Below are 23,574 nucleotides of genomic sequence, written 5' to 3' on the forward strand. Positions count from 1 at the left end.
CGAGCGTGCGAACGGCTCACGGGGATGGGGCGGGAGGCTTATCGTCCTATCCAGGTTCACCCCCATCGGGGCGCTCCGCCCAAGAGCCCGCCAACGGCCGCTGTCTTTAGCAGAAAGGGCAACCGTGACCTCCCCGCTTTCTCGAGACCATCTCCCCATTCCCGACCCCAAGCACGTCGGCCTGACGACCTACGACGCCAAGGACCCCGACACCGCCTACCCGCCGATCACGACGTTGCGCCCACCCGCGGATGCGCCGAACGTGTTGATCGTGCTGATCGACGACGTCGGCTTCGGTGCGTCGTCAGCGTTCGGCGGACCGTGTAACACCCCGGTGGCCGAGCGGCTAGCGGCGGGCGGGGTGAAGCTCAACCGGTTCCACACCACCGCGCTGTGCTCACCCACCCGCCAAGCGCTGCTGACCGGACGCAATCACCATTCGGTGGGCATGGGCGCGATCACCGAGATGGCGACCTCGGCGCCGGGCAACAGTAGCGTCCGCCCCAAGGAGAAGGCACCCATCGCGGAAACGCTTCGGCTCAACGGGTATTCGACCGCGCAGTTCGGCAAGTGTCACGAAGTCCCGGTCTGGGAGGTGTCACCCGCCGGGCCATTCCACCAATGGCCCACCGGGTCGGGTTTCGAATACTTCTACGGCTTCGTCGGCGGGGAGGCCAATCAGTACTACCCCGGCCTATATGAGGGCACCACCGCCGTCGAACCACCCAAGTCCCCGGAGGAGGGCTACACCCTCAACGAAGACCTCGCCGATCGCGCCATCACCTGGGTGCGCCAGCAGAAGGCCCTCGTTCCGGACAAGCCGTTCTTCATGTACTACGCACCGGGTGCTACCCACGCCCCCCACCACGTCCCCAAGGAATGGTCGGACAATTACAAGGGAAGGTTCGACGCAGGGTGGGACGTCCTACGCGAGCACATCTTCGCCCAGCAGAAGGCGTTGGGCGTAGTCCCCCCGGACGCCGACCTCACTGTTCGACACGATGAGATCCCGGCGTGGACGGACATGCCCGAGGAGCTCAAACCGGTGCTGGCCCGGCAAATGGAGATCTACGCGGGCTTTCTCGAGCAGACCGACCACGAGGTCGGCCGGGTCGTGGACGCGATCGAGGACCTGGGATTCCTCGACGACACGCTGATCTACTACATCATCGGCGACAACGGCGCCTCTGCCGAGGGCACGATGAACGGCTGCTTCAACGAGATGGCCTCCCTCAACGGCATGGGTGGCATCGAGACCGCCGAGTTCCTGCTGTCCAAGATCAGCGACTTCGGCACCCCCAAGGCCTACAACCACTACGCGGTCGGCTGGGCGCACGCACTGTGCACCCCGTATCAGTGGACCAAGCAGGTCGCCTCGCACTGGGGTGGCACCCGTAACGGCACCATCGTGCATTGGCCCAACGGCGTCGCTGACAAGGGCGGGCTGCGAAACCAATTCCACCACGTCATCGACGTCGCCCCCACCATCCTGGACGCCGCCGGTCTGCCCGCCCCAGCAGCGGTGAACGGCATCGCCCAGGCACCACTGGAGGGGGTCAGCATGATGGCCACCCTCCGCGACGGCGGCGCAGCCGAATCCCATCAGGTGCAGTACTTCGAGATGTTCGGCAACCGCGGAATCTATCACCAGGGTTGGACCGCGGTGACCAAGCACCGCACGCCCTGGGAGACCGGAACACCGCCGCCCTTCGACGAGGACGTGTGGGAACTCTACGGACCTCAGGACTGGACCCAGGCGCACGACCTGGCAGCCGAGAATCCCGCGAAACTCGCCGAGCTGCAACGGATCTGGCTGATCGAGGCCGTCAAGTACGACGTCGTACCGCTAGACGATCGTGGCTTCGAACGGATCAACCCCGACATCGCGGGGCGGCCGCAGCTGATCAAGGGCACCACACAACTATTGTTCGATGGGATGCGGGTCAGCGAGAATTGCGTGCTGACGTTGAAGAACAAGTCCTACACCGTCACAGCCAACCTCGTCGTCGCAGAGTCCGGGGCCCACGGCGTCATCGTCACCCAGGGGGGCAGCGTGGGCGGATGGTCGCTTTACGCGCACGAGGGAAAGTTCAAGTATTGCTTCAACTTCTTCGGCATCGAGTACTTCATCACCAGCGCTGAGGAACCGATCCCGTCGGGTAGACACCAGGTGCGGATGGAGTTCACTTATGACGGTGGCGGTCTGGCCAAGGGCGGTGACGTCGCGCTGTTCTACGACGGAAGACCCGTGGGGAAGGGTCGTGTCGAAAAGACCCAGCCCCTGGGGTATTCCGCCGACGAGGCGTGCGACGTGGGCTGCGACACTGGATCACCTGCCTCACCCGACTATGGACCCACCGGCAATCGCTTCACCGGCAGGATCGAGTGGGTTCAGCTCGACATCGGCGACGACGCGCACGACCACCTCATCACACCGGAGGAACGGTTCAACCTCGCGATGGCACGACAGTAGTAGTGCGGCAGGGGCATTCGGCGTGAACGGCAGCTTCCGATGCCTGACCGTCTCCTCTCTCTTGGGCCGACCTGCACCGCCTGGCCCGATCGCATTGACTCGTCGCGCCCATCAGCGCCTCGCCCAGCTGCCTAGGTGCGCATTGCCCGGCGCGAGCAGCAGGCGGCCAAACGCCAAGCGGCGCAACGTTTCGACGCGCAAGCATCCAGCGGCTGCTGCGGCTCGGGGTGTCGTCAGTTGACGTAGGCCAGGGCTACGCTCGCCGCCCTTGCCCTCAGGAACAGTCCAACGAGACGTTGACTGTCTTGTTGAGCACGATGGTCTCCGCGAGGCCCGTGGTGCTCTCGTCATGGTCGCTGCGAGTGGTCGTGACCGGGTTGCGGACACTGGTGACCTTGCAACCTGAGATTGGACCGCTGCCCACCCGATCGATCCGTACGTTGTAGCCCTGGCTTTCCAGGTCGGCGATGGTGCTGGTAGCGCCGGTATCTCCCATCCAGCTGAAACCGCCTCCGTCAGCAAGGCAACGAACGACCGTACCGTCGCCACTGGTCGAAATCTCACCGAGTTGATTGGCCCCGCACGAGGAACCCACGGCGTCATCTGCGTGTGCCGGTACCGCCGTGCACATGGTTGCCGCCGCCAACGCGAACGTCGCGGCCACCGCCGAGACGTGAAAACTCTGTCCAACCTGCATGTCGTGACCCTGTCTAGAAAATTTGTGTTTGCCTCCACGGAAAACCCAACTCACATGGTGTGGGTGGGTTGGCTGCGGCGCGGAGCCGCTCGATGCGCGGATGTTCCAGCCTGCACGGCCACTGCCGTGCCATTGCGATGCGACGGCGTGCGTCAGAGACGTCTGGCAGCTTCCTTAGCGTCTTCGCCGTTGAAGCGGCCGGCCTGACTACTCCTAGCGGGATGATCTCCTGGGTGAAGAAAGGTCGTTAATTTCCTTGCGTTCCTTTCGAGCGGAACAGCGGATGGACAGGGCACATGACCGCGGCCATCATGCAATTGGCAACTGCCCTTTCAGCATGTGGTCACTGCGGTGCAAGCCGCACCTGCATTCAGTCGGGCTGCCGATCATTACCCGTCCGCATCGCCTGCGCGACAAAGGGTCTCAGGCGTGATACACCGGATCAACAAGCGGAATCGTTGTGTCGCAGTGAGATTGGCCCCGACACGTTGAGACGTTAGAGCTCGAGATGTCGGTGATCAAAGGTCCGAATCCTTCACACCCGGCCACGGTCGCACCATGGCCCACTAATCCGGCGAAGGGCATCGATGAACCCACCGACCGGCTCGACTACGGCGAATGAGCCCCGCACACGTCGGCGTTGCCGTCGATCAACCAGTAGGCGTCATGCCCAACCCCCAGTCGAGTCCAGCCCCCTGTGGTGACGAACGGAATTGTCACATAGAACCAGTCCGAGTGGTATGGAAATTGACGATCGCGTTGGTAGCCCCTCCGTTCCGCCGATCGGACCTCCCCTAGAGAGGGGCGGGGGAACGACCGCAAGGCGCTGGGAATCTGCGCCGCGGCCTCATCAGCGCCGTGATGAGGCTTGCCGTCTACTACGGTGCCCGAAGCAGCCGGGCTTCGGTGCTGCCCTGCTGCTGAGCACGGTGGCCTCGGGGCTGCGCGTGGCCTATTCGGCGGGGCGGACCCGCACTGTCGATCCCGTCGCCGGGTTTCTGATGGCCGCCAACGGCATTACGCTCACCGTCGGCCTGGTGTCGCGTTCCCCGGTGATCACCATGGTCGGCCGATCGTCCTCGGCGTCGTCTTCGATTCCTGCAGCGCCGCAGGAAGACCGCCCAAAAGCGTTGTGCGGCAACGAGTTCCCTCAGGACAGGCAGTCCCGCGGTCTCTCAGCCTGCTGACTGGACGAGTTGCTCGCCGCCATCTCGAGCGCAAGAGTCAGCCTGAAGGGGTTTCGACGAAGTGTGGTTTCACACCAACCCGCTGCAGCTACCCGAGCGGACCAGAAGTGCATGAGGTGAGAAAGAATCTTCGTCATGAGAGTGCCTCGAGCTGTCGCACAGTTCAATCGCCGTGTCACCAATCCCGCGGCTCGCTCGCTCACGCCGTGGCTTCCGTGCCTAGGGACGCTCGAGCACACCGGACGAAAGTCGGGCAAGCATTATCGAACGCCCCTCTTGGTGTTCGAGACCCGTGGCGGCTTCGTCGTTCTCATCGGATACGGTCCTGACACGGACTGGGTCAAGAACGTCTTGGCCGGCGGCCCGACGGTCCTGCACAAGCGGGGCAACGCCCTCGCGTTGGGCAGCCCGCGCATCGTCAGTAAAGCTGAGGCCGCTCCCCTCATCCCGCCTGCACCCCGATTGCTCTATCGGCTGTTCCCGTACAACGAAGCAGCATTGGTATTGACCTCGCCGCCACCTCTCTAGGCGAGAAGTATCCCGGCGTGCAGCGATTCCACGTACGCCTCGATAGACATCCCCGACAAGACAGGATCTGAGCCGTCTGCATTCCCTACATGCGAGACAAAAGCGCTCGTTTTAGACCACGTAATTTGAGCCGGCGCCTAGTTGATGATGTCACCGCGCTCGTCTGAGAGGAGCGCGGACAGTCGATCCCGCCACGTCTGCAATTGCTCGGGTGAGAGCCGCGTCCATTCGGTGATCTCCTCGACGATTCTCAGCGGGGCCGTACTGCGGTAGGACCGCGTGGGGTTGCCCGGGAACTTCTTGTCGGTCACGTTCGGATCGTCTTCGAATTCCCCCGTGGGCTGCACCTGGTAGACCCTCGGCAGGGGGTGGTCCTCGGCGAGCTCCGCGGCTAGTTCGGCTGCCAGACCGGCTCCGTCCACCAGCGCGGTGAAATAGACGTGGTTCATCACGATCTCGGGGCGGTAATTGGAGCGGCGACCCGCGGTGAGAAGCTCGCCCACCCGTAAATCCGCGGTCGTGCCGTGAAAGAACGGACCGTCATCGAGCACCTTGGACACACACAGACCCTTCGCAGGAGCGACTTGGACGGGCAAGCATGCCCCACCACCCAGGCCTTGCCGCAAGCCCCTTACCACGCCTTATCCTGGAGGTAGAGCGGGCGCGCATTTACAGGCCGTTCTCCGTATGGCAACGGCATCCGAGGGTTGGCGCGCGCGTCGATCGCCGGTTCGCGCAGTATCTTCCTCGGAGTGCACCGACCGTCGTCAACGGCGTCGAAACATGAGGTGCTGCAACGGGTTTGGCTATCTCACCCCACTCGGCGCGGCCTTCGCCAGTAACGCCCCCGCCCGGTCGGCTGAGACTTCTCACCCCCACCCGACCAACGACCCCGAGTCAACAGCGCCCTGCTGGTGCGTGTCATGCGGCGGGTTCCAGCGGGGTCGTACGCGAGCAGGCGAACCGCCCCCTGATGGCCGAAGCGCGTCGAGTTACCACCAATCCTGCGCAACCATTCCGCCCAGCTCACCGATCGCCACAGCCGACGTGTGCCTCCCGAGTGGCGAGCCAACTGCGAACAACCTCACCTCAGTTGGGCTACGAGCTACCGTTGCGCCATGCCGATGCCCAAACGACGAAGTGTCGATGACTTGGTCAAGTCCAGGGGCGTGGTGTACGACGTCGTCGTGTGATTCTTCGAGGTGATGGTTCAGGCGGTCAGGGCCGCGGGCACGTCCTCCTGTTCGGTCGGGGTGTCGTTGATGGCGTGTGATTTGCTCAGGACGTCGAGGCCGAGGTAGCGCCGCGATTCGGCCCATTCGTCGTGTTGTTCGGCCAGCACTGCGCCGACCAGGCGGATCAAGGCGCCCCGGTCGGGGAAGATGCCGACGACGTCGGTGCGCCGGCGGATCTCCTTGTTGAGTCGTTCCTGGGGGTTGTTCGACCAGATCTGGCGCCAGATCTGCTTGGGGAACGCGGTGAACGCCAACAGGTCCGGGCGGGCGGCCTCCAGGTGGTCGGCCACCTTCGGAAGCTTGTCGACCAACGCGTCGATGACCCGATCATATTGACTGGCAACCGATTCGGTGTCGGGCTGATCGAACACCGAATGCAGCAGGGTGCGCACCCACGGCCACGACGACTTCGGAGTGACCGCCATCAGGTTGGTCGTGTAGTGCGTACGGCACCGCTGCCAGGCCGCCCCGGGCAGGGTGGCCCCGATCGCGGCCACCAGCCCGGCATGGGCATCGGAGGTCACCAGCTTGACCCCGGACAGGCCGCGGGCGGTCAACGATCGCCAGAACGCCAACCAGCCCGCGCCGTCCTCGGCGGTGGACACGTCGATGCCCAGGATCTCCCGGTACCCCTCGGCATTGACTCCGACGGCGATCAACGCGTGCACGTTGACCACCCGGCCGCCCTCGCGGACCTTCAAGACCAGGGCGTCGGCGGCGACGAAGGTGTACGGGCCGGCGTCCAACGGCCGACTGCGGAAAGCCTCGACCGCGACGTCGAGCTCCTTGGCCATCACCGACACCTGCGACTTCGACAGGCTGGTGATGCCCAAGGCCTCGACGAGCTTGTCCATCCGCCGGGTGGACACCCCCAGCAGGTAACAGGTCGCGACCACCGTCGTCAGGGCCCGCTCGGCGCGTTTGCGCCGTTCCAGCAGCCAGTCCGGGAAGTAGGAGCCGTGCCGCAGCTTGGGGATCGCGAGGTCCATTGTGCCTGTGCGGGTGTCGAATTGGCGGTGTCGGTATCCGTTTCTGGAGTTCGTCCGGTCGGTACTGCGTTCGCCGTATCCGGCGCCGCACAGTGCGTCGGCTTCGGCACCCATCAGGGTGTGGATGAACGTGGTGAGCAGCTCGCGGAGTACGTCGGGGTGGGCAGTGGTGAGTCGTTCGGCCAGCACGGCGGGCAGGTCGATATTGTGGGCATCGGTCATCGCGTGTGTTCCTTCTTTGCTCGAGTGACTTTGGTCGGTCTCTCGAAGAATCACGCGATGACCTTCAATCACTCGGCTACGACACGCCGGCCATCCTGATCAGGTCCGACTCGTACACCACTCTGATGGACGCAACCGATGACTTCTTCGCCCAGTTGACTGATGTTCAACGCCCGCATCTCGAGGCGCTGCGCAAGTTAAGCCGCGAAGCCGACCCGCAGGCTCGCGAAGAACTGAAGTACAACGTGCCGGTGTATGTACGTGGCGACAAGGCCAACCTCTGGATGCTGCAGAACTTCAAGAACCATTGCTCGCTTCGCTTCAAGCCGGAATTCTTCGCCACTCATGAGGCGATCGTCGAAGCGGCCGGCTACGAGTCGGGCGCGGGATTCGTCAAGCTACCCTACGACCGCGAACTCCCGGTGGACCTGCTCGAGACGTTGATGCAAGCCCGGATCGCGGACTTCGAGGCGACCGGCTCCTAGATTCCCTCACACGCGGCGAGACGGTTGCATCGAAGGGCACTGGCCGCACTTGGTGCACGGAGAGCCCTTTGACCCCCCGGGCAAGCAAGCGTATGTCCCGATGGAAGTCTCACGTCTGTGCCGCAACTGAATGGCCAGCTTCAACATTCGGTGTGTGACCTGAACTCATGACCTAAAATGTGAACGTCTCGATTGTCGAGTATCGAGAACGCTTGCAAAGCAGTAGAGAGGGTCGTGGTTGGCGATCTGTGCCGCTCGCGACGGGTCTGATCCTTCAGGGCCCAAGAAGAGCTCTTGCACCTTGAGCTCCCGTCTGCCTTGTGCCATCGCAGACCGGCAACCAACTGACCACCGGCAGTTCGAAGATTCTCGACGGAGTCTGGCGGCCGCAGTATCACTGCCTGAGACAAACATTCCCTCGGTGGAGTACTGATGTTTACCGAGGCATAGCTCGACATCGTGGCGCGCACCAATCGCACCGGCGGTCACGTCGGCGTACACCCCGGCACCATCCGAGTCGAATCTTGGCGACTAACAGATCCGAGAGGCACTGCGCGCCCTTCCCGTCAGAGCTGCAATGCCGCGGCGAGTTCGCGCAAGGCTGGCCGCGGGTCACTGGTGGGTCCATCACCGACGATCTGGACGACGACGTGGTCGGCTCCGGCGTCGAGGTGTGCGGTCAGGGAGGCCGCGACGTGTTCGGCGCTACCCATGCCGACCAGCGCCTTGGTCAGCCGGTCAGACCCACCGGACTGCAGGTCCGATTCGTCGAATCCCTGGCGCAGCAATGAGTTCCGATAGTTCTGCAGTTCGAGGTAGAACCCGACGTGGGTGCGTGCCCGGCGAATTTGATCGTCGGAATCGCCGCCGAGGACAACGGCTTGTTCCGGTATCAGCCACTTGTCGGGGCCGAGGATCGCCCGTGCCGTCGCGGTGTGTTCGGGCGTGACGCAATACGGGTGGGCGCCGTCAGCGAGTTCACCGGAGAGCTCGACCATCTTCGGTCCGAGGGCGGCGAGCACGCGGGCCGGCCTGGCGCCTTGTTCGATGTCGGCGGGAACGGAGTTCATCCGCTCTAGATAGGTGCGCATCGTGGCCAGCGGCTTGCGGTAGGACCCTTGCAGGTTCCCTTCGACGAAGGGGGCGTGGCCCACGCCCAAGCCCAGCACGAAGCGCCCGGGATGGAGGGCGGCCAGGGTGCGTGCGCCGGTCTCCGCGGGGATCGGGATACGAAAGTGAATGTTGGCGATACCGGTGCCGACGACGAGTCGATCGGTGGCGGCCAGGAAGGCTGCGGACTCGACGAGAGCGTCCTTGCCGCCGCCCTCGGGCATGAATAGCGATCCGAACCCCAATGCTTCGATGTCACGCGCGATGCCCTGTGCCTCGCGGATCGGCCAGGGTTCGCTGTTCCACCAAACCCCCACACGGCTTGGAAACTGAACGGTCGCAGTCTTTCCCACTCTAGTCATCCCTCTTCTGAATCTGGCGGAGTCTTATCGGTCGCAGGGTGGGCGAGATCGTCGAGGGTTTGTCGAAGCTCGTCGATGCCCTCCCAGGTCAGCTTGCAGGCCGCCTTGATCTTCGCGTTGACTCCACGAATGTCCGGTTCCAGCGCCCTACCCTTGGCGGTCAGGTCGACGAGCACCCGGCGCTCGTCTGAACGGTCGCGCACGCGGGTGACCATCCCGTTGGCTTCGAGACGTTTCACCAGTGGCGTGATGGTGCCGGCGTCCATGTCCAGACGGGCGCCCAGCACGCCTACCGTCTGCGGCGCGGTGTCCAACAAGGCCAGCATCGCCAGATATTGCGGGAACGTCAGACCTAGCGGCTCCAGAAATGGCTTGTGCAGCCGGATCATTCGGTTGGCCGCACCATACAGCGCGAAGGACAGCTGCCAACCCAACTCATCGTTGCCGGGCCGGGATTTTATCGGCGGAGTCTTCTTTGTGCGCGATTGCATCGTGTACTAGACAATAGCACTCAAGCAACTATCGGATCGCGTCACGGCACAACGAAATCACGTGGCTCGGCAACGAGCTCAGAATGACGGCCCCTCCACGCACCAATCGCAAAGGTGACGTCGCCGCTCAGATCGCGGGCGAGGTGTACCGAAGTTTGTGCACCTTGAGGATCGACATCGTCTCCACGTGCGTGATTCCTTCGATGGTTCCGACCTTGTCGCGCAGGAAGGTCCACAGGTCCGCGTTGTCCTTGGTGGACACCTCGACGCAGACGTCGGCACGCCCCAGCAGCGTGGACACGTAGCTCACCTCCGGGAGATCGGCCAACTGGCCAACGATTTCTTCGTGCCGCGCGAGTTCGACGGTGAGGAACACCAGTGCCAGTTGGCTGCCGCCGAGTTGCTCGGGATCGGCAAAGGCGACGATGCGGAGGATCTTGAGGTCCTGTAGGCGTTTGACCCGGGCGCGGATGGTTGCCTCCGACGCGCCAACCGAACGGCTTATCTCGCGGAAGGCCCGCCGGCCGTCCTCCTCGAGCTCACGCATGATGGCCCGGTCCAAGTCATCGAGTTCGTAAACCGCCATGTCTGCAATCTAGTGGTTGCCCGACGGATTACGTCACACGGCCACGTCTGCGCTAACGCGTTGCGCAGATTTGGTTCCTGTGGATTGCATGAATGCGCAGTCTCGGTGTTGCCACCGCCACAGTGCGGTGCTAGCGTCGTCCATCATGCGAACGCGCAGATAATCGCGTCGATTTCCACGCAATGCGCAGTAACAGCCGCTATGAACACGCAAACCGCAGTCCGAAGACTCAGGAGAATCGTCGATGACCGCTCCCGAAGGCCACCCGGCCTATGAGAAGACCCTGCGCTGGTGGGACGGATTCACCATCAGCCTGTCCATTCCCGCCGCCCTCTTCATCAGCCTGGGCTACGGCATCGGCCTGATCGGCGCGTGGACCGCGTTGGCGCTGATGGCCACCGTCGCCGTCGTGGCGTGTCTGCAGAACTACATCTACTCCGAGATGGCGGGCATGTTCAGCGAGAAGATCGGCGGCATCTCGATGTACGCCAACCAGGGCTGGCGCAGGAAGACGACCCTGGCCGGCCCGCTGGCCACCTACGGCTACTGGTTCGCCTGGTCCAGTTCGCTGGCCATCTATGGCCTTCAAATCGGCACCCTCACCCAGGCCGAGTGGTTCCCCAACCAGACCTGGACCTTCTCCACCGGCCTGGCGACCATCGGGTTCCCGCACGTCGTGGCCCTGGGCGTCCTGCTGCTCGGTTGGGCATTGAACGTGCTCGGCATGCGTCCGGCGATGTGGATCATGTACGCCACCGGCATCCTCGTGCTCATTCCCCTCGTCCTGTTCGCGGCCGCCCCGCTGATCAGTGGTGACTGGTCGTTGACCAATCTGCACTGGGACTTGGCCGCGAGCGGGTTCCCCGGCTGGCGCACCGCGATCGCCTGGATGTTCGTCTTCGCCTGGTCGGTCTACGGCATCGAAGCCGTCGCGACGTTCGTCCCCGAGTTCCGCGACACGAACCGCGACACCCGAATCGCGTTGCGGCTGGCCGGCATCTTCGTCATCGTCGTCTACCTGCTGGTGCCCCTCGGTGTCGGTGGCCTCACCAAGCAAGCCGACGCAGCAGCGGCCCCGGTGTCGTTCTATCTCGGCGCGTTCGAGAAGCTCGTCCCCGGATCGGCCTGGCTGATGACGGTCTGTCTGATCGCCGGTCTGCTCCTGCTGATGGTGATGACGACCGCCGATGGTGGCCGGGTTCTGCACGGCAGTGCCATCGAGGGACTCACGATCAAGCAGCTCGGAAAACTCAACCGCTTCAAGGTGCCCGGTCGGGCGATGACGCTGGACCTGGTCGTCAACGTGGTACTGATTCTGTTCGTCGGGCAGGCGCTCGCCGTCATCGTCGCCGGCATCCTCGGCTACCTCATCTGCCACGTCCTGGCGCTGACGGGGTTCATCAACCTGCGCCGCGACCAACCCGACGCCGAACGGCCCATCACACTCGGCCGTCAGTGGGTCTACGTCGCCGCGGTCCTGGCCGCCTTCGACACGGTGCTGGTGGTCGTCGGCGCCCTCTCGGCACAGATCACCGGTTACGGCGGCGTCAAGGAATTGTTGATCGGTGTGGTGGTGCTGTCGATCTCCGTGCTGCTGTTCGCCTACCGCCAGATCGTGCAGGAGGGCAGGAAGTTTCAGTTCAAGGCCACCGACGACGGGCCGGCATCGGCAACGAACCGCGGTGCCGAGGTGGACGCGGCATGAGCGCCCAGAACACCTTTCCCGGCGGTGCTACCACCGCGGTGTCGTTCACCTTCGACGTCGACGCCGAGGCCGGCTGGCTCGGCGAGGGCGAGGAGTACGCTCGCCGCCTCACCATCCTCTCCGAGGGCCGCTACGGAGTGGTCCGTGGTGTGCCACGAATCCTGGAGTTGTTGCGCCGCTACGACATTCCCGCCACGTTCTTCGTGCCCGGATACACCGCGCAGGTCCATCCCGGATTGGTCGAGACGCTCTTGCAGGATGGACACGAGGTCGCCCACCACGGCTATCTACATCTGCGCAGCGACAAGGTCAGTGCCGAGCAGCAGGCCGCGGAGATTCACCGCGGCCTGGACGCGCTCGAGAAGGCCGGCGCGCCTCGCCCGGTCGGCTACCGCTCCACCTCGTGGGAATTGACACCGGAGACACTGCGCCTGTTGGTGGACAACGGGTTTCGCTATGACTCCAGCTGCATGGGCGATGACCGACCGTACCTCGAGCGCTGGGAGGACCTGTCGATCCTGGAGATTCCCGTGCACTGGTCACTCGACGACTGGCCGCGGTACGGATGGAACATCGATGGTGGTGGAAACGTCTCCGACCCCGCCGAGATGACCCGCAGCTGGATTGCGGAATTCGAGTCGGCCAAGGCCGAACGCCGGCATACGAGTTTCACCATGCACCCCGAGGTGATCGGCCGGCCCTATCGAATGGCCGAGTTGGAGAAGGTCATCGATCACATCGCGTCCGCCGGCGACGTCTGGTTCGCCCGCCTCGACGACGTCGCCACCCACGCCTCACCCACCCTGGGAGTCTCACCGTGACCGTACGCACCTTCCGCTCCACGGTCACTGCGCCGGTCGAGCGCGGCGTAGAACTCGGCCGCACCTTCGCCACCCAGATCGCCACCACGGTCCAGGCGTATCAACGACTCTTCGACGCCGCCGCCGGCGGCCCGGTGGACCTCGAGGGTCTCGGCGAGCTGGCGCTGGTGCAGATCGCGGAGATCGCTCCCGCGCTGGCCGAAGAGATTCACGGTATCGCCGAGGGGTCGAACCTACCGGTCACCGCGATCGCGGCGGTCAATGCACGCACCGAAATCCTCGCCCACGTCGGTACTCTCGGCCCGAACGAGTGCTCGACGGTGGTGTGGCTGGGTCCGGCTGCGCCCATCGCGGTGCAGGCCTGGGACTGGTACGCCGACCTCGCCGACTCGTGGTTCGTCTGGGAAATCCCCCATGCCGACGGACACGTCACGACGACGCTGACCGAGTTCGGCATCGTCGGCAAGATCGGCGTCAACACCCGAGGGCTCGGTGTCCTGTTCAACATCCTCCATCATGCGGCCGACGGTCACGGAATCGGCGCTCCGGTCCACGTGCTGGCCCGCGCCGTCCTCGACGATGCGGCCGATCTCAACCAGGCGCTGCTGCGGCTGTCGACGGCGAGGGCATCCGCGTCCACGTCGCTCACGCTGATCGCGACCGCTGGCGACGAGAGTGCCGCGGTCAGCGTGGAGTGTCACCCCGGCGGCATCGGTTATGCGATGCCCGACGCCGACGGACTTCTGTTGCATACCAACCACTTCCTGAGTAGTCCGGCTGCCCACCATGACACCGAGTTGCGCACCGGCCCGGATACGGTGTTGCGATACGACATGCTCCGCCGACGGCTCTCGGGACGCTTCGACCTCAGCATCGACGCCATCGTGGAGGCGATGAAATCGCACCTGCTCGGCGGCGGGGGTCTGTGTTGTCATGCCGACGCCGCCCTACCCGCTGCCGCACGGTTTCAGACACTGGCCACCGTCGCCCTCGACGTCACCGCCGGCACCATGACCGTCCACGACGGCGGGCCCTGCACCTTCCCGCGAAAAACCAGTCCGACAGGGAGATTCCCATGCTCAACCTCAAACGCATCGACAACATGGACATCCTGACCAAGGACGTCCACGCCCTGGTCGACTTCTACCACGGCACACTGGGTTTGCCGTTCCACCTGCCCTACGAGGCAGTCGAGGAGTGGGCGGCCATCGACTTCGGCAACCTGACGCTCTACATCTTCAAGTCCGAGGCCGGCGAGCACGCGCCGCGGCGCACCGCCGTCAACGCCGACAACGCCCCCGGGATCGATTCCTTCGCCTTCGAGGTGGACGACCTCGACGAGGCGGAGGCCCACCTCGACGGCAAGGTGGAGTGGGTCGACGCGCGGATCGAGTGGAAGCACCCCAGCGGCACCTGGTACCGATACCGACCGTTCTTCGATCCCGACGGCAACATGCTCTACATCACCGAACCGCATCCCACGGATGCCTGAGATGAGCCAGACTCTGAGCCACCGCCTCGACGGGCGGGTCGCCCTCATCACCGGGGCCGCCCGCGGCATGGGCGCCGCACATGCCCGCACTCTGGCCACCCTTGGCGCCCACCTCGTCCTCGCCGACCTCGACCAAGGCGAACTCGACTCCGTGGCAAAGGGATTGCGAGAAGATCTCGGCGCCGAGGTCGTCACCGTGGCCGGGGACATCACCGCGCCGGAGGCGTCCGAGCGTCTCCTCGACGCGGTGACGAGTGAGTGGGATCGCCTCGACGTGGTCGTGCACAACGCGGGCATCGTGCACGACTTCACGACCCTCGCCGACACCACGTCGATCGACCTACAGCCCTACCTCGACGTCAACGTCCTGGCCCCATTCGACATCACCGGGGCGGCGGTGCCCCATCTGCGTCGCAGCCACGCGCCCCGGGTCATCTTCATCTCCTCGCAATGGGGCCAAGTTCCCGACGGGCATTCCTACGGCTACATGGTGTCCAAGGCCGCTCAGCTCGGCTTGATGAAGGCCCTGGCTCAGGAACTCGTGGCCGACCGGATCCTGGTCAACGCGATCGCTCCCGGCGCGGTCCACACCCGCATGATCCCCGATCACTACTACGCCACCGAAGTGGCCGCCGTCCCACTGGGGCGGGTCGCCGAACCGAACGAGATCGCCGCCACCGTAGCGTTTCTCGCCTCGGATGGCGCGGGATTCATTACCGGCCAGACGATTCCGGTCAACGGCGGCGCACTCATCGTCGGCATCTGATCAACGCGAAAGGTTTCTCCTGATGACTTCGACCCTGACCGCACCGACGTCCGCGGCACCGGCAAGCAAGCGCGAACTCGCCGAGGCCGCCATGCGACGGTCCTGGTTCCCCGTCGCCCGCATCGCAGATCTCGACACACCGCAGCAGGCGACCCTGCTTGGCGTGAAACTCGTCGTGTACCGCAACCGTTCCGGTGTCGTCGCGGTTCAATCGCGGCGCTGTCCGCACCGGGGTGGTGATCTCTCGATCGGACGGGTGCACGAGGAGTCGATCGGCTGCCCGTACCACGGCTGGGAGTTCGACAGCTCCACCGGAGCGTGCGCTCGGGTTCCGTCGCTCGCCGACCAGTCCAAGATCCCGCCGAAGGCTCACCTGACCACCTATCCGGCCGTCGAGAAGTACGGCCATGTCTGGACGGTGCTCGAAGATCCGATCACCGATATGTACGACCTGCCCGAGTGGCGGGGTGTGGACTTCCAGTGGCTGGCCGCCGATCCGATCGATTCTCCGGTCGGTGTCGGGGTGACGATCGAGAACTTCCGCGACGTGGCGCACTTCCCCTTCGTGCACGTGGTGTCGATGGGTCCGAGCCCGGAGGTGGTGGAGCCTCTGGACGTCCATCGCGACGGCCTCGACACCTGGATGGACCGGCCCTTGGACGCGGGCAGCGGGGAATGGGCCAATGACGGCAACTGCATGATGCGCTACCACTGCGTGGCCCCCGGATTGGCGTCGATCACCTACGACTACGAAAAGCTCGGACGACGCATCGTGGCAGGCTTCCCCTCGCCGATCAGCTACGAGCACGTGACGATCTTCTGGGGGGTCGCCAACGAGGTCGGCTATCGCGGAGAAAGCCTGCAGGAGTGTCTGCGCCTGGAGGAGATGGTCTATCTCGAAGACGTGCCGATCGTCGAGAATCTCGATCCGCGGGAGATACCGTGGGACAACGAAGTTCAGGAATTCTCGGTGCCGTCGGACAAGTTCACGCTCAATTACCGTCGGTGCTTCCACGAGCTGATGGGTCGAGTCGAAACGCGGCGGCCGTGACGCCTGATCAATCCAGACTCCGGTTGCGGGTCATCAGTACTCGCTACCAATCCGAGGGCGTGACCTCCTACGAGCTGGGCGCCGTCGACAGCACCGATCTGCCCGACTGGTCTGCGGGCGCGCACCTCGACCTCCACCTGCCGTCGGGCATCACGCGGCAGTACTCGCTGTGCGGCGATCCGGCCAATACCAATCGCTACCGCATCGCCGTTCTCGAAATACCCTCGGGGCGAGGCGGTTCCGTCGAGGCCCACCGCGAGCTTCGGCCGGGAGTGGTCGTCGAAACCGGTCGGCCACGCAACGCGTTCACCTTGGTCGACGCGGAACGTTACCTGTTCCTCGCCGGTGGCATCGGAATCACCCCGCTGCTGCCGATGATCCACGCGGTCGAACGCGAGGGGAGGGAGTGGGATCTGGTGTACTGCGCGCGCAGCGCACGGCACTTCTCCTTCGTCGACGAAGTTCAGGCATTGAACGCCGACCGAGTGCGGTTCATCGCCGAGGACGTCGATGGCCGACCGGATCTCGGTGCGGTGATGACGGCCTCGGGTGGTGCTGCGGTGTTCTGTTGCGGACCGGCCGGCCTGATGGACGCGCTGACCGCGAAGATGAGCACCGCGGGGCGGCTCGACGAACTGCACCTGGAACGGTTCACGGCGACCTCGATTCCGCCCGTCCACGACGAGGGGTCCGCGACCTTCCTCGTCGAGCTGTCCCGCAGCGGGCTAGAGGTCGAGGTGACGCCGAATGTACCTGTGCTCGAAGCGATTAGGGCCGCCGGCGTCGCCGCTCCGTCGTCGTGCGAAATGGGGATGTGCGGGACCTGCGAGACGAAGGTCCTCGCCGGCAGGGTCGACCATCGCGACGATCTGCTCACCGCAGAAGAACGACGGCAGAACACCTCCATGATGATCTGCGTGTCCCGTGCCGCCAGTCCCCGGCTCGTGCTCGACCTCTAGGGCAGCCGCCCGAGTCGGCCACGAGGCGAACTGACCTGCAGAGGCCCGGAAGTGACTGCGGGTCCACGCCCGGCAGCCGAAGGACAATCGAATCAACCCGGGCAGCGGCGCCTGAATCGCCTCGACGCTCTCCTTGGTGGTGTGGCCTCGGCCCTGCTAGGGCTTGGGCACGGTGAGGATGGGCGCACTCGTCGAGTTTGGCCAGCACCCCAGTGGCGAGCCGCCCTTTTCCTTCACCACGTCTAGGCACTTGCTCACGAGGACGTTGGGGTCTTGCAGCGAGGCAGCGATGTTGTCATTCGCCTTGGCCTGCTCGGACGCGGTTCGCTGAGACTCAATCGCGACTGCCGTAGCAGCCCGCTGCTGGTTCAGCTGATCAATCTTGGCCTGTGTTTCGTTGTCGAATGCGATGGTCGGAATCTGCACCTCGAACACCCTGACCTGGTCCCCGACCTTCGCCTGCATGATGTCGGTGGCACGCGTAGCCAGCGTTGGGAGTTGCGACTCCGACGTAGTTGGCGCCGCGGGGGCGGGAGTGCCAACTGCGATCGTCGCCAACGGGTTGTAGGTGGCGAACACTTCATTCAGGGCAACCTGCAAGTTACGAGTGATCAGGTTGGCGCGAACGTTGTCGAAGGTCTTGTACTGCAGGAAGAGATCGTCGGCGGCATCGAGTTTGATCTCCCAACGCACCGATGTGTCCGCCCACGCGTTGGAGTTGTTTCCCAGGCGGACGACGATGGAGTTTCCGTGTCCGTCACCGCCGTCATCGTCTTTGTGCTGATCGATCTGGATGGACCCGTCCATCTCGGTCACTGACTGCCAAGGCCAGGTGAAGTGCAGCCCGTTGGGGATGGTGCCGACTGGCTTGCCGAAAGTGGTGACAATGCCGACGTTTCGAGTGGATACGACGACGAAGGAAGACAAGACGAACGTTACGACGGTGATGAATGCCAAGGCGCTCGCGATGGCTAGGGCGCCAGGCTTTCGCCAATTTGGCTCTGGACGTGGGTCATTGCCACGCATGACCGTCTTCGGAGTAATGCGCCAGAAGACGATGCAAGCGGCGGTAGCGATGACTAGGACGGCGAGACTAATCGTCATGAACATGCGCTGCTCCTAAGTTCTTCGCGCTATGGGTCGAGACCCTAGCTGTTGCGGTCCGGTCATTCTCGCAGTGAACGAGGCCAGCAGGAGCGGACCTCCACGAAATCGATGCACCGCCTGGGCGACCCGTCTGAGATCGTCGACTCGTCGTCACCTTGGTCGGACCCGGTTGGGTGAACGGACAAACGTCTTCGTCGACCGCGGTGCCGCCTGGGCACCGCAACCGCTTCTCGTCTTGTGCGAAACCCCCTGGGCTGCAACCGGAGACACGCCCAAGGGATTGACGCGCCCGCCGACAAGGGTGGACACATCGACGTCGTCGACCTCGACGCCCCGCGGCTTGACCGCCTGAACCGTCACTCCGAAGGATCACACGACGACCTCGCACGCCACGACCGTGGACCTGATCATGGCTGCTGCCTGCCCATGCGGTGCGTCGGCGGCATCCGCCCGGCGCTGGCATCGACCCTCTGAGGGCTCCGCTATGGTTCGGGGCGACGAGCAACTCCAGGAAGGGTGGCAGCGTGGGGTCTGAGCAGGAACCGACATTCGGCCAGAAGATCAAGATGGGAGTTCAGGCAGGACGTGCGTTCGCCCGCAATCCCAAGGCGCTGGTCGCGTTGGTGAAGTATCAACGCGCCGAGCGAAAGCGTCGAAAGTCGCAACCCGGGATCTGACGATCCAGGTCAGCAACCTCGACGTCGCTGGCCAGCGTGTTGGCGACTACAGCTTGGGGGTCCGGTTCTGCTGCAGCTGCTGCGCTTCGGGCGTCGCCGGCGTGTAGAGGTTGATGAGTAGCCCGTCGGGGTCGCGGATCAGAATCGACACATTGCCCCACGCCATCATGGTGGGGGCTTGTACGACGTCGAGCTCATCGCCATACGTCGCGTGCAAAGTGGCGAACAAGGCCTCGGCGTCATCGACCCAGAATTCGACGATGGATGTGTCATTGGCGCTTTCGCCTGGGGTGTCGCCGGCGATGAGCGGAACCCGGCTGGCATGGCTGACGGCGAGTGTCGCCGAGGGCGTCACCAGCTCCACGAAGTCTGCGGTCAAATAGTTGGGCGTTGCCCCGGTGAGCACCTCGTAGAAGGCCACCGCGCGGGGGACATCGTGGGTGATCACGCGGACGGAAGCGAGCCGAATGGTGTTGGTCGTGGCCATGCCGCGAACGGTAATCGCGATACCGGCCAATTTCTGTCCGGTACCCAGGTCTAGATTTTCGACATGGGGCGGCCAACTGCACGGGTGTTGACGCTCTTGGAGTTGCTCCAGGGCGGTGGGACGCGCACCGTCGCCGACTTGGCGCAGCGGTTGGCCGTCGACGAGCGCACCGTGCGCCGCTATGTCGACCACCTTCGCGAGCTCGACATCGGGGTGGAGTCGGTACGCGGGCCCTACGGCGGGTACCGGTTGGCTCGCCATTCGCGCCTGCCACCGCTGATGCTGGGCGATGAGGAAGCCCTCGCCGTCATCTGGGGACTGCTCTTGACGGGCCAATCGGGGTCTGGACCGGCATCGACGCTGGCAGTCCAGACGGCGACGGCCAAAGTCCGCCGGGTGCTACCCACGGCGCTGGCCCGACGCATCGATGCCGTGGTCGACACCCTGGACTTCCTCCCCACCGGTGGCGAGGACGCGCAGGTTACGGGCGGCGGTGACGACGCCGGCGCCGAGGCGCACACGCTGCTCGAATTGGCCGGAGCGGTGCGGGGTCGACGCCCGGTCGCCTTCGGGTACACCTCGCGGCAAAGGCGCATTCGGGAATGCATCGTCGAGCCGCACGGTGTGGTCTCCCACCGCGGGTTGCTCTATCTCACCGGATTCGACCGGACGCGCCAGGCGGCGCGGACGTTCCGCGTCGACCGAATCGCTGATCTGCGGCTGCTCGAGGGCACCTTCACGAGGCCAGCAAGCGCCGACCCGACGAATCAACTCCGCGGCCCGCTCGAAGCGACACCGCACCGATACCCCGTGTCGGTGCGCATCCGCGCCGACGTCGCGCACGTGCGGACTCTGATTCCGGAGATGCTGGCCTCGGTGACGCCAATACCCGCCACTGACCACGGGGAGGGATGGGTGCGGGTGTTCCTGCACGCTGAACGCCTCGAATGGGTCGCGGGCAGGCTAGCCGCCCTCGACCGCCCATTCGTCATCGAACACCCGCAAGCGTTGCGGGACAGAGTATTTGCGTTGGGTCAGCATCTCATCGCGGCGTCTCAGCCAGAACCGGGCACGTGATCGACCCACACCTGTGGCAAGACGGTTCCTGAGTGCGCCCGTGTCGTGCCAGAGCGTCGATCGTGTGGGCTCTTCGACCCCGACGAGGCGGGTGCCGCAACGATGACCGTGCTCGGCCGACGGGATCGGTGCGTCCCATCGGCTACGTTGACGCGGCTCCGACAAGCAGCCCACACCCGTGACATCGTGCCTCAGCGAGAGACCTCGGCTCGCAGGACCCATGTCGGAGCGCCGACGATCCCCATTGCTGACGTACGCCCCCACAACGAAGCAATTGCATTGGTGCGCACGGTATCCCAACCGTACGCAACATCGCCCGTGATCGTTGAATGCTCGGTCAGGATTGCCGCCAAACGTTGTCTTTCCCCCTCGTTCATACGCCTCAGTCAACGCGACGGCCGCACACTCCATCAACCGATTTTTCACCGCGGCTAATCGACGACCTAGATGAAGGAACAAACTGCCGGCCGGTGACTGGCGAGGTGATGCCGCGGTGTTCTGTTGCGGGCCAACCGAGTTGATGAACTCGCCGACCCCGCGGATGACCGCCGGCGGGGGCTCGATACCTGTTTGGCAGTCGACCAGAAACTCGAGGTGCCGCCGAATCAGACTGCGCTCGAAGAGATGGAGGCCGCAGGTAGGGTTGCGCGATCACGGCCCCGCTTTCGGGCGTCGTTCGTCGTGCGTGCACGCCAGAACCGGCAACCACCATCGGCCCCCGGGGCCTTTTCCTAGCTGGAGCGACGCCGGCCGTTGAAAGGTGCGGTCGCTTTCAGAAAGCTGCTCGCGAGCTGCCGAAATACTGTCAGCGCGAGCCGCGAGCGACGGTTGGCGTTTTAATGTCCCGAAACCCGTCGGGAGGATGAACTACGTCATGGCAAACAGCGAGCCGGGCTCGGGCGGTACAGGATGGTTCGACACCGATAGCGGCAAGATCCTCGCGATCGGTACGGCCATCGGCGTCACACTGCTGATCGTCGTGGGGATCGTCAAGCTCGCGGGCGGTGGGGCCGCGCCGGCGCCATCGAATCCGCAGCCGGCTCCTGCGACCACCACGTCGACGCCGGCGACGGCCACGTCGGCACCACCCCCGCCGCCGCCGCCCGCCCCAAGCGCTCCCGCCAGCCCGCCGCCGGCGCCGCCGACCCGTCCATCGACGACCATCACCAAGGCGCCGACGACCTACACCCCTCCGCCCACCAAGCAATACGTCCCGACCGCGACGCCGACGAGCTCGGCGCCGCCGAGTACGAGTTCAGCACCCCCAACCACGACGAATCCGCCGCAGTTCAACGTCATTCGAACCACTAACGGCGTCCCGCACTAGGGGCGCTACGGTCGGGGCGATCATTTCACGAAGGTGGTCGGCCGGCCTGACCGCGAGGATGACCGTCGCGCGGAGGGTCGATGAGCTTCAGGTAGAACGTGTTACGGCGACGTCGTTTCCGCCCGACCACACCCAAGGATCCGACACCTCCCCCGTCGAGCTGTCGCGCAGCCGACTCGAGGTCGAGGTGACGCTGAATCTCTCGCCTGCATCAGCCTTTCGCGTCGGTGACGCGGAAGATCACCGACGTCGTGGCGTGCCCCCCGACGCGGATTCGCGGCGACGTCTCACCAAGACCGCCAGATAGAACTGAATGCCCTTCGACAACAGAAGGACGCAGCCCAGCACGATCCACCCCCACCGCGGAAACTCTGGGTGCATATCGAACAGGCCGATGGCGATCAGGTAGACCCCGGCGGCGACGACGCAGAGGTCGAGCAACTTCTTCAGGCTCATAGGCGGCAACTTACGCGCCAAGGTGGCCTCACGATAGAGGTCGCGGTGGCGCAATACACCACGTCATTCCGAGACGGGCGCGAGACCTCTCGACGATGCTCTCGCCGTGACGGCATGAGCTGGCGGCCCGGGTCGATGCTCGCGGCTCGCAACCACTTCTCTCACAACAGCTTTGGCGTGTCCTTGACGCGGTACGCCCGGGGCGGTTGACCGGTCCAACGGCTGAAGGCACGCGTGAAGGCGCTGGGTTCGGAGAAGCCCAGCCGCCGGGAGAGCGCCGCCATCGTTTCCTCGCCCTGCACCAGGCTCGCGATCGAGACGTCGCGCAGCAACGCATCACGGATGTCGCTGAGCGACGTGTTCTCCATGCGCAGGCGTCGGCGCATCGTCTGCGGGCTCATTGCCAGACGCGCGGCGACTTCGTCGGCTCCCAGGCGTATGCCGTAGTCGACCTCGTCCAATATCCGCCGCACGGCGTCGGACGTCGACGTCCCGTAGTGGCTACGCGCGAGCAGTATCGCCGGTGCGTGACGCCAGAACTGCTCCAACTCGTCGGGCCTGCGCAACAGTTTGGTCGACACCGTGTCTGCAGGGAACACCAAGGCGGGGTTGGGGGCGGCGAAGACGACGGGCGCATCGAAGATCACGTCGTAATCACGCATGTGACGACGATCTTCGTGCGGAAGCCAGACCTCGACCAGTTCGATGCGGCGCCCGATGAGCCACCCGAGGGTCCGGTGCAGGGTGGCGAGCAATGCTTCGACGGCGAAGTCGAGGGGGTCGACCTTGTCGGTGATGTCGACGTCGACGACGGCGGCGTCCCCGTCGATGGAGAGTCGCAGTCGGGGTACGCCCGGCACCGCATTCTCGAACTGGTTGAGCCGGCGTACCGCCGTGCTCAGATCGTTGGTGCCAAACATGATGGCCGAGAGCAGCATTCGCAGTGTGCCTGGCGGAACGGGTGCCAGACCCAAACCCAGGAGCTCGTCACCGGTGGCCCGTGACAGCGCCCCGAGCAGCGCCGTGACCTGCCCCCCGGTTAGCCGCGCACGGTGCTCGCCCAGCAGTGATGCCGGTATGCCCGCGGCACCCAGTAACGCTTCCAGATCCCAGCCTCGGCGCTCGGCGAGCCCGACGAATGCCTGCACCCGTTGGAATGGGATGGTGTGGCTGACCTCGGCCTCTGCGACCACCGACACCTCCTCGACAAGCGCCCGCACACCCACTGCGGACAGTAGACCGCCTGTCAAGCCAACTCCGGCGGCCGATCCGCACGAGCGTTTG

23 protein-coding genes are annotated in these 23,574 nt (G+C 64.7%); 13 read left to right on the top strand and 10 right to left on the bottom strand.

Annotation, left to right across the window (positions count from 1 at the left end):
* Window positions 1–124 precede the first annotated feature (124 nt).
* A complete protein-coding gene (locus tag G6N60_RS00485) occupies window positions 125–2,473 on the top strand; it encodes an arylsulfatase (protein ID WP_179969619.1) in 2,349 nt (782 codons plus the stop codon).
* A 274-nt stretch (window positions 2,474–2,747) separates the two neighbouring features.
* Here the strand turns inward: G6N60_RS00485 and G6N60_RS00490 are convergent, their stop codons facing one another.
* Complete coding sequence (locus G6N60_RS00490) at window positions 2,748–3,170, bottom strand: hypothetical protein (RefSeq protein ID WP_163730938.1); 423 nt, start codon at window positions 3,168–3,170, stop codon at window positions 2,748–2,750.
* A 947-nt stretch (window positions 3,171–4,117) separates the two neighbouring features.
* Between G6N60_RS00490 and G6N60_RS28390 the strand changes: the two genes are divergently transcribed.
* Both G6N60_RS28390 and G6N60_RS00495 read left to right on the top strand, forming a co-directional pair.
* Window positions 4,118–4,357 carry a hypothetical protein gene (locus G6N60_RS28390; protein ID WP_220100358.1) on the top strand — a complete coding sequence of 80 codons (240 nt, stop codon included), beginning with the start codon at window positions 4,118–4,120 and terminating at the stop codon, window positions 4,355–4,357.
* A gap of 135 nt (window positions 4,358–4,492) precedes the next feature.
* Window positions 4,493–4,885 (top strand): nitroreductase family deazaflavin-dependent oxidoreductase, encoded by a 393-nt coding sequence (locus G6N60_RS00495; protein ID WP_163730942.1) that lies wholly within the window; start codon window positions 4,493–4,495, stop codon window positions 4,883–4,885.
* Between the two features lie 137 nt (window positions 4,886–5,022).
* On the opposite strand, the gene arr is transcribed toward G6N60_RS00495, so the two are convergent.
* Together arr and G6N60_RS00505 are read right to left on the bottom strand one after the other, a co-directional pair.
* Window positions 5,023–5,445 carry an NAD(+)--rifampin ADP-ribosyltransferase gene (gene arr / locus G6N60_RS00500; protein ID WP_163730947.1) on the bottom strand — a complete coding sequence of 141 codons (423 nt, stop codon included), beginning with the start codon at window positions 5,443–5,445 and terminating at the stop codon, window positions 5,023–5,025.
* A 650-nt stretch (window positions 5,446–6,095) separates the two neighbouring features.
* Window positions 6,096–7,331, bottom strand: coding sequence for an IS256 family transposase (locus tag G6N60_RS00505; RefSeq protein WP_163730950.1), 1,236 nt, complete (start codon window positions 7,329–7,331; stop codon window positions 6,096–6,098).
* A 125-nt stretch (window positions 7,332–7,456) separates the two neighbouring features.
* On the opposite strand from G6N60_RS00505, the gene G6N60_RS00510 reads away from it, so the two are divergent.
* Complete coding sequence (locus G6N60_RS00510; protein WP_163730954.1) at window positions 7,457–7,816, top strand: iron chaperone; 360 nt, start codon at window positions 7,457–7,459, stop codon at window positions 7,814–7,816.
* A gap of 566 nt (window positions 7,817–8,382) precedes the next feature.
* Here the strand turns inward: G6N60_RS00510 and G6N60_RS00515 are convergent.
* The 3 genes from G6N60_RS00515 to G6N60_RS00525 all read right to left on the bottom strand — a co-directional run bounded on the left by G6N60_RS00515 (window position 8,383) and on the right by G6N60_RS00525 (window position 10,365).
* On the bottom strand, window positions 8,383–9,288 hold the full coding sequence (locus G6N60_RS00515; protein WP_163730965.1) for an LLM class F420-dependent oxidoreductase: 906 nt from the start codon (window positions 9,286–9,288) through the stop codon (window positions 8,383–8,385).
* Entirely contained in the window at window positions 9,285–9,779 is a 495-nt protein-coding gene (locus tag G6N60_RS00520) for a MarR family winged helix-turn-helix transcriptional regulator (protein WP_246240141.1), read from the bottom strand. Before G6N60_RS00520 ends, G6N60_RS00515 begins: the two co-directional genes overlap by 4 nt.
* Before the next feature lie 127 nt (window positions 9,780–9,906).
* A complete protein-coding gene (locus G6N60_RS00525; RefSeq protein WP_163730968.1) occupies window positions 9,907–10,365 on the bottom strand; it encodes an Lrp/AsnC family transcriptional regulator in 459 nt (152 codons plus the stop codon).
* Between the two features lie 244 nt (window positions 10,366–10,609).
* On the opposite strand from G6N60_RS00525, the gene G6N60_RS00530 reads away from it, so the two are divergent.
* The 7 genes from G6N60_RS00530 to G6N60_RS00555 are packed head-to-tail and all read left to right on the top strand — an operon-like array spanning window position 10,610 to window position 17,159.
* On the top strand, window positions 10,610–12,070 hold the full coding sequence (locus G6N60_RS00530; protein ID WP_163730971.1) for an APC family permease: 1,461 nt from the start codon (window positions 10,610–10,612) through the stop codon (window positions 12,068–12,070).
* Window positions 12,067–12,891, top strand: a complete 825-nt coding sequence (locus G6N60_RS00535) for a polysaccharide deacetylase family protein (protein WP_163730974.1) — start codon at window positions 12,067–12,069, stop codon at window positions 12,889–12,891. The genes G6N60_RS00530 and G6N60_RS00535 overlap by 4 nt, the downstream gene beginning before the upstream one ends.
* Complete coding sequence (locus tag G6N60_RS00540; RefSeq protein ID WP_246240143.1) at window positions 12,888–14,006, top strand: C45 family autoproteolytic acyltransferase/hydrolase; 1,119 nt, start codon at window positions 12,888–12,890, stop codon at window positions 14,004–14,006. Before G6N60_RS00535 ends, G6N60_RS00540 begins: the two co-directional genes overlap by 4 nt.
* Entirely contained in the window at window positions 13,967–14,383 is a 417-nt protein-coding gene (locus G6N60_RS28440; RefSeq protein WP_246240145.1) for a VOC family protein, read from the top strand. Before G6N60_RS00540 ends, G6N60_RS28440 begins: the two co-directional genes overlap by 40 nt.
* Window position 14,384: 1 nt before the next feature.
* Window positions 14,385–15,149, top strand: a complete 765-nt coding sequence (locus tag G6N60_RS00545) for an SDR family NAD(P)-dependent oxidoreductase (RefSeq protein WP_163730977.1) — start codon at window positions 14,385–14,387, stop codon at window positions 15,147–15,149.
* Between the two features lie 22 nt (window positions 15,150–15,171).
* On the top strand, window positions 15,172–16,200 hold the full coding sequence (locus tag G6N60_RS00550; protein ID WP_163730980.1) for a Rieske 2Fe-2S domain-containing protein: 1,029 nt from the start codon (window positions 15,172–15,174) through the stop codon (window positions 16,198–16,200).
* A 59-nt stretch (window positions 16,201–16,259) separates the two neighbouring features.
* A complete protein-coding gene (locus G6N60_RS00555; RefSeq protein WP_246240146.1) occupies window positions 16,260–17,159 on the top strand; it encodes a PDR/VanB family oxidoreductase in 900 nt (299 codons plus the stop codon).
* 156 nt (window positions 17,160–17,315) lie between these two features.
* On the opposite strand, the gene G6N60_RS00560 is transcribed toward G6N60_RS00555, so the two are convergent.
* Both G6N60_RS00560 and G6N60_RS00565 read right to left on the bottom strand, forming a co-directional pair.
* Complete coding sequence (locus tag G6N60_RS00560; protein WP_163730987.1) at window positions 17,316–18,269, bottom strand: SPFH domain-containing protein; 954 nt, start codon at window positions 18,267–18,269, stop codon at window positions 17,316–17,318.
* Between the two features lie 720 nt (window positions 18,270–18,989).
* A complete protein-coding gene (locus G6N60_RS00565; protein WP_163730990.1) occupies window positions 18,990–19,430 on the bottom strand; it encodes a VOC family protein in 441 nt (146 codons plus the stop codon).
* Window positions 19,431–19,493: 63 nt separating this feature from the next.
* Here G6N60_RS00565 and G6N60_RS00570 point away from each other — a divergent pair, with 63 nt between their 5' ends.
* Together G6N60_RS00570 and G6N60_RS00575 are read left to right on the top strand one after the other, a co-directional pair.
* Window positions 19,494–20,507, top strand: a complete 1,014-nt coding sequence (locus G6N60_RS00570) for a helix-turn-helix transcriptional regulator (protein WP_163730992.1) — start codon at window positions 19,494–19,496, stop codon at window positions 20,505–20,507.
* A gap of 874 nt (window positions 20,508–21,381) precedes the next feature.
* The gene (locus tag G6N60_RS00575) at window positions 21,382–21,834 is read left to right on the top strand and encodes a hypothetical protein (RefSeq protein WP_163730995.1); all 453 of its coding nucleotides are present in this window, start codon (window positions 21,382–21,384) and stop codon (window positions 21,832–21,834) included.
* Window positions 21,835–22,074: 240 nt separating this feature from the next.
* Here the strand turns inward: G6N60_RS00575 and G6N60_RS00580 are convergent, their stop codons facing one another.
* Window positions 22,075–22,290, bottom strand: coding sequence for a hypothetical protein (locus G6N60_RS00580; RefSeq protein WP_163730998.1), 216 nt, complete (start codon window positions 22,288–22,290; stop codon window positions 22,075–22,077).
* A gap of 161 nt (window positions 22,291–22,451) precedes the next feature.
* Entirely contained in the window at window positions 22,452–23,483 is a 1,032-nt protein-coding gene (locus tag G6N60_RS00585; RefSeq protein ID WP_163731002.1) for an AraC family transcriptional regulator, read from the bottom strand.
* Between the last annotated feature and the right edge of the window lie 91 nt (window positions 23,484–23,574).

It is taken from the genome of Mycolicibacterium madagascariense, assembly GCF_010729665.1.
Taxonomy (GTDB): Bacteria; Actinomycetota; Actinomycetes; order Mycobacteriales; family Mycobacteriaceae; genus Mycobacterium; species Mycobacterium madagascariense.

Bases quoted from the DNA above. Each gene is read 5' to 3' on its own strand.
- G6N60_RS00490 (WP_163730938.1), bottom strand. From the start codon at position 3,170: ATGCAGGTTGGACAGAGTTTTCACGTCTCGGCGGTGGCCGCGACGTTC.
- G6N60_RS00495 (WP_163730942.1), top strand. From the start codon at position 4,493: ATGAGAGTGCCTCGAGCTGTCGCACAGTTCAATCGCCGTGTCACCAAT.
- G6N60_RS00505 (WP_163730950.1), bottom strand. From the start codon at position 7,331: ATGACCGATGCCCACAATATCGACCTGCCCGCCGTGCTGGCCGAACGA.
- G6N60_RS00510 (WP_163730954.1), top strand. From the start codon at position 7,457: ATGGACGCAACCGATGACTTCTTCGCCCAGTTGACTGATGTTCAACGC.
- G6N60_RS00515 (WP_163730965.1), bottom strand. From the start codon at position 9,288: ATGACTAGAGTGGGAAAGACTGCGACCGTTCAGTTTCCAAGCCGTGTG.
- G6N60_RS00520 (WP_246240141.1), bottom strand. From the start codon at position 9,779: ATGCAATCGCGCACAAAGAAGACTCCGCCGATAAAATCCCGGCCCGGC.
- G6N60_RS00525 (WP_163730968.1), bottom strand. From the start codon at position 10,365: ATGGCGGTTTACGAACTCGATGACTTGGACCGGGCCATCATGCGTGAG.
- G6N60_RS00530 (WP_163730971.1), top strand. From the start codon at position 10,610: ATGACCGCTCCCGAAGGCCACCCGGCCTATGAGAAGACCCTGCGCTGG.
- G6N60_RS00535 (WP_163730974.1), top strand. From the start codon at position 12,067: ATGAGCGCCCAGAACACCTTTCCCGGCGGTGCTACCACCGCGGTGTCG.
- G6N60_RS28440 (WP_246240145.1), top strand. From the start codon at position 13,967: ATGCTCAACCTCAAACGCATCGACAACATGGACATCCTGACCAAGGAC.
- G6N60_RS00545 (WP_163730977.1), top strand. From the start codon at position 14,385: ATGAGCCAGACTCTGAGCCACCGCCTCGACGGGCGGGTCGCCCTCATC.
- G6N60_RS00550 (WP_163730980.1), top strand. From the start codon at position 15,172: ATGACTTCGACCCTGACCGCACCGACGTCCGCGGCACCGGCAAGCAAG.
- G6N60_RS00560 (WP_163730987.1), bottom strand. From the start codon at position 18,269: ATGTTCATGACGATTAGTCTCGCCGTCCTAGTCATCGCTACCGCCGCT.
- G6N60_RS00565 (WP_163730990.1), bottom strand. From the start codon at position 19,430: ATGGCCACGACCAACACCATTCGGCTCGCTTCCGTCCGCGTGATCACC.
- G6N60_RS00570 (WP_163730992.1), top strand. From the start codon at position 19,494: ATGGGGCGGCCAACTGCACGGGTGTTGACGCTCTTGGAGTTGCTCCAG.
- G6N60_RS00575 (WP_163730995.1), top strand. From the start codon at position 21,382: ATGGCAAACAGCGAGCCGGGCTCGGGCGGTACAGGATGGTTCGACACC.
- G6N60_RS00580 (WP_163730998.1), bottom strand. From the start codon at position 22,290: ATGAGCCTGAAGAAGTTGCTCGACCTCTGCGTCGTCGCCGCCGGGGTC.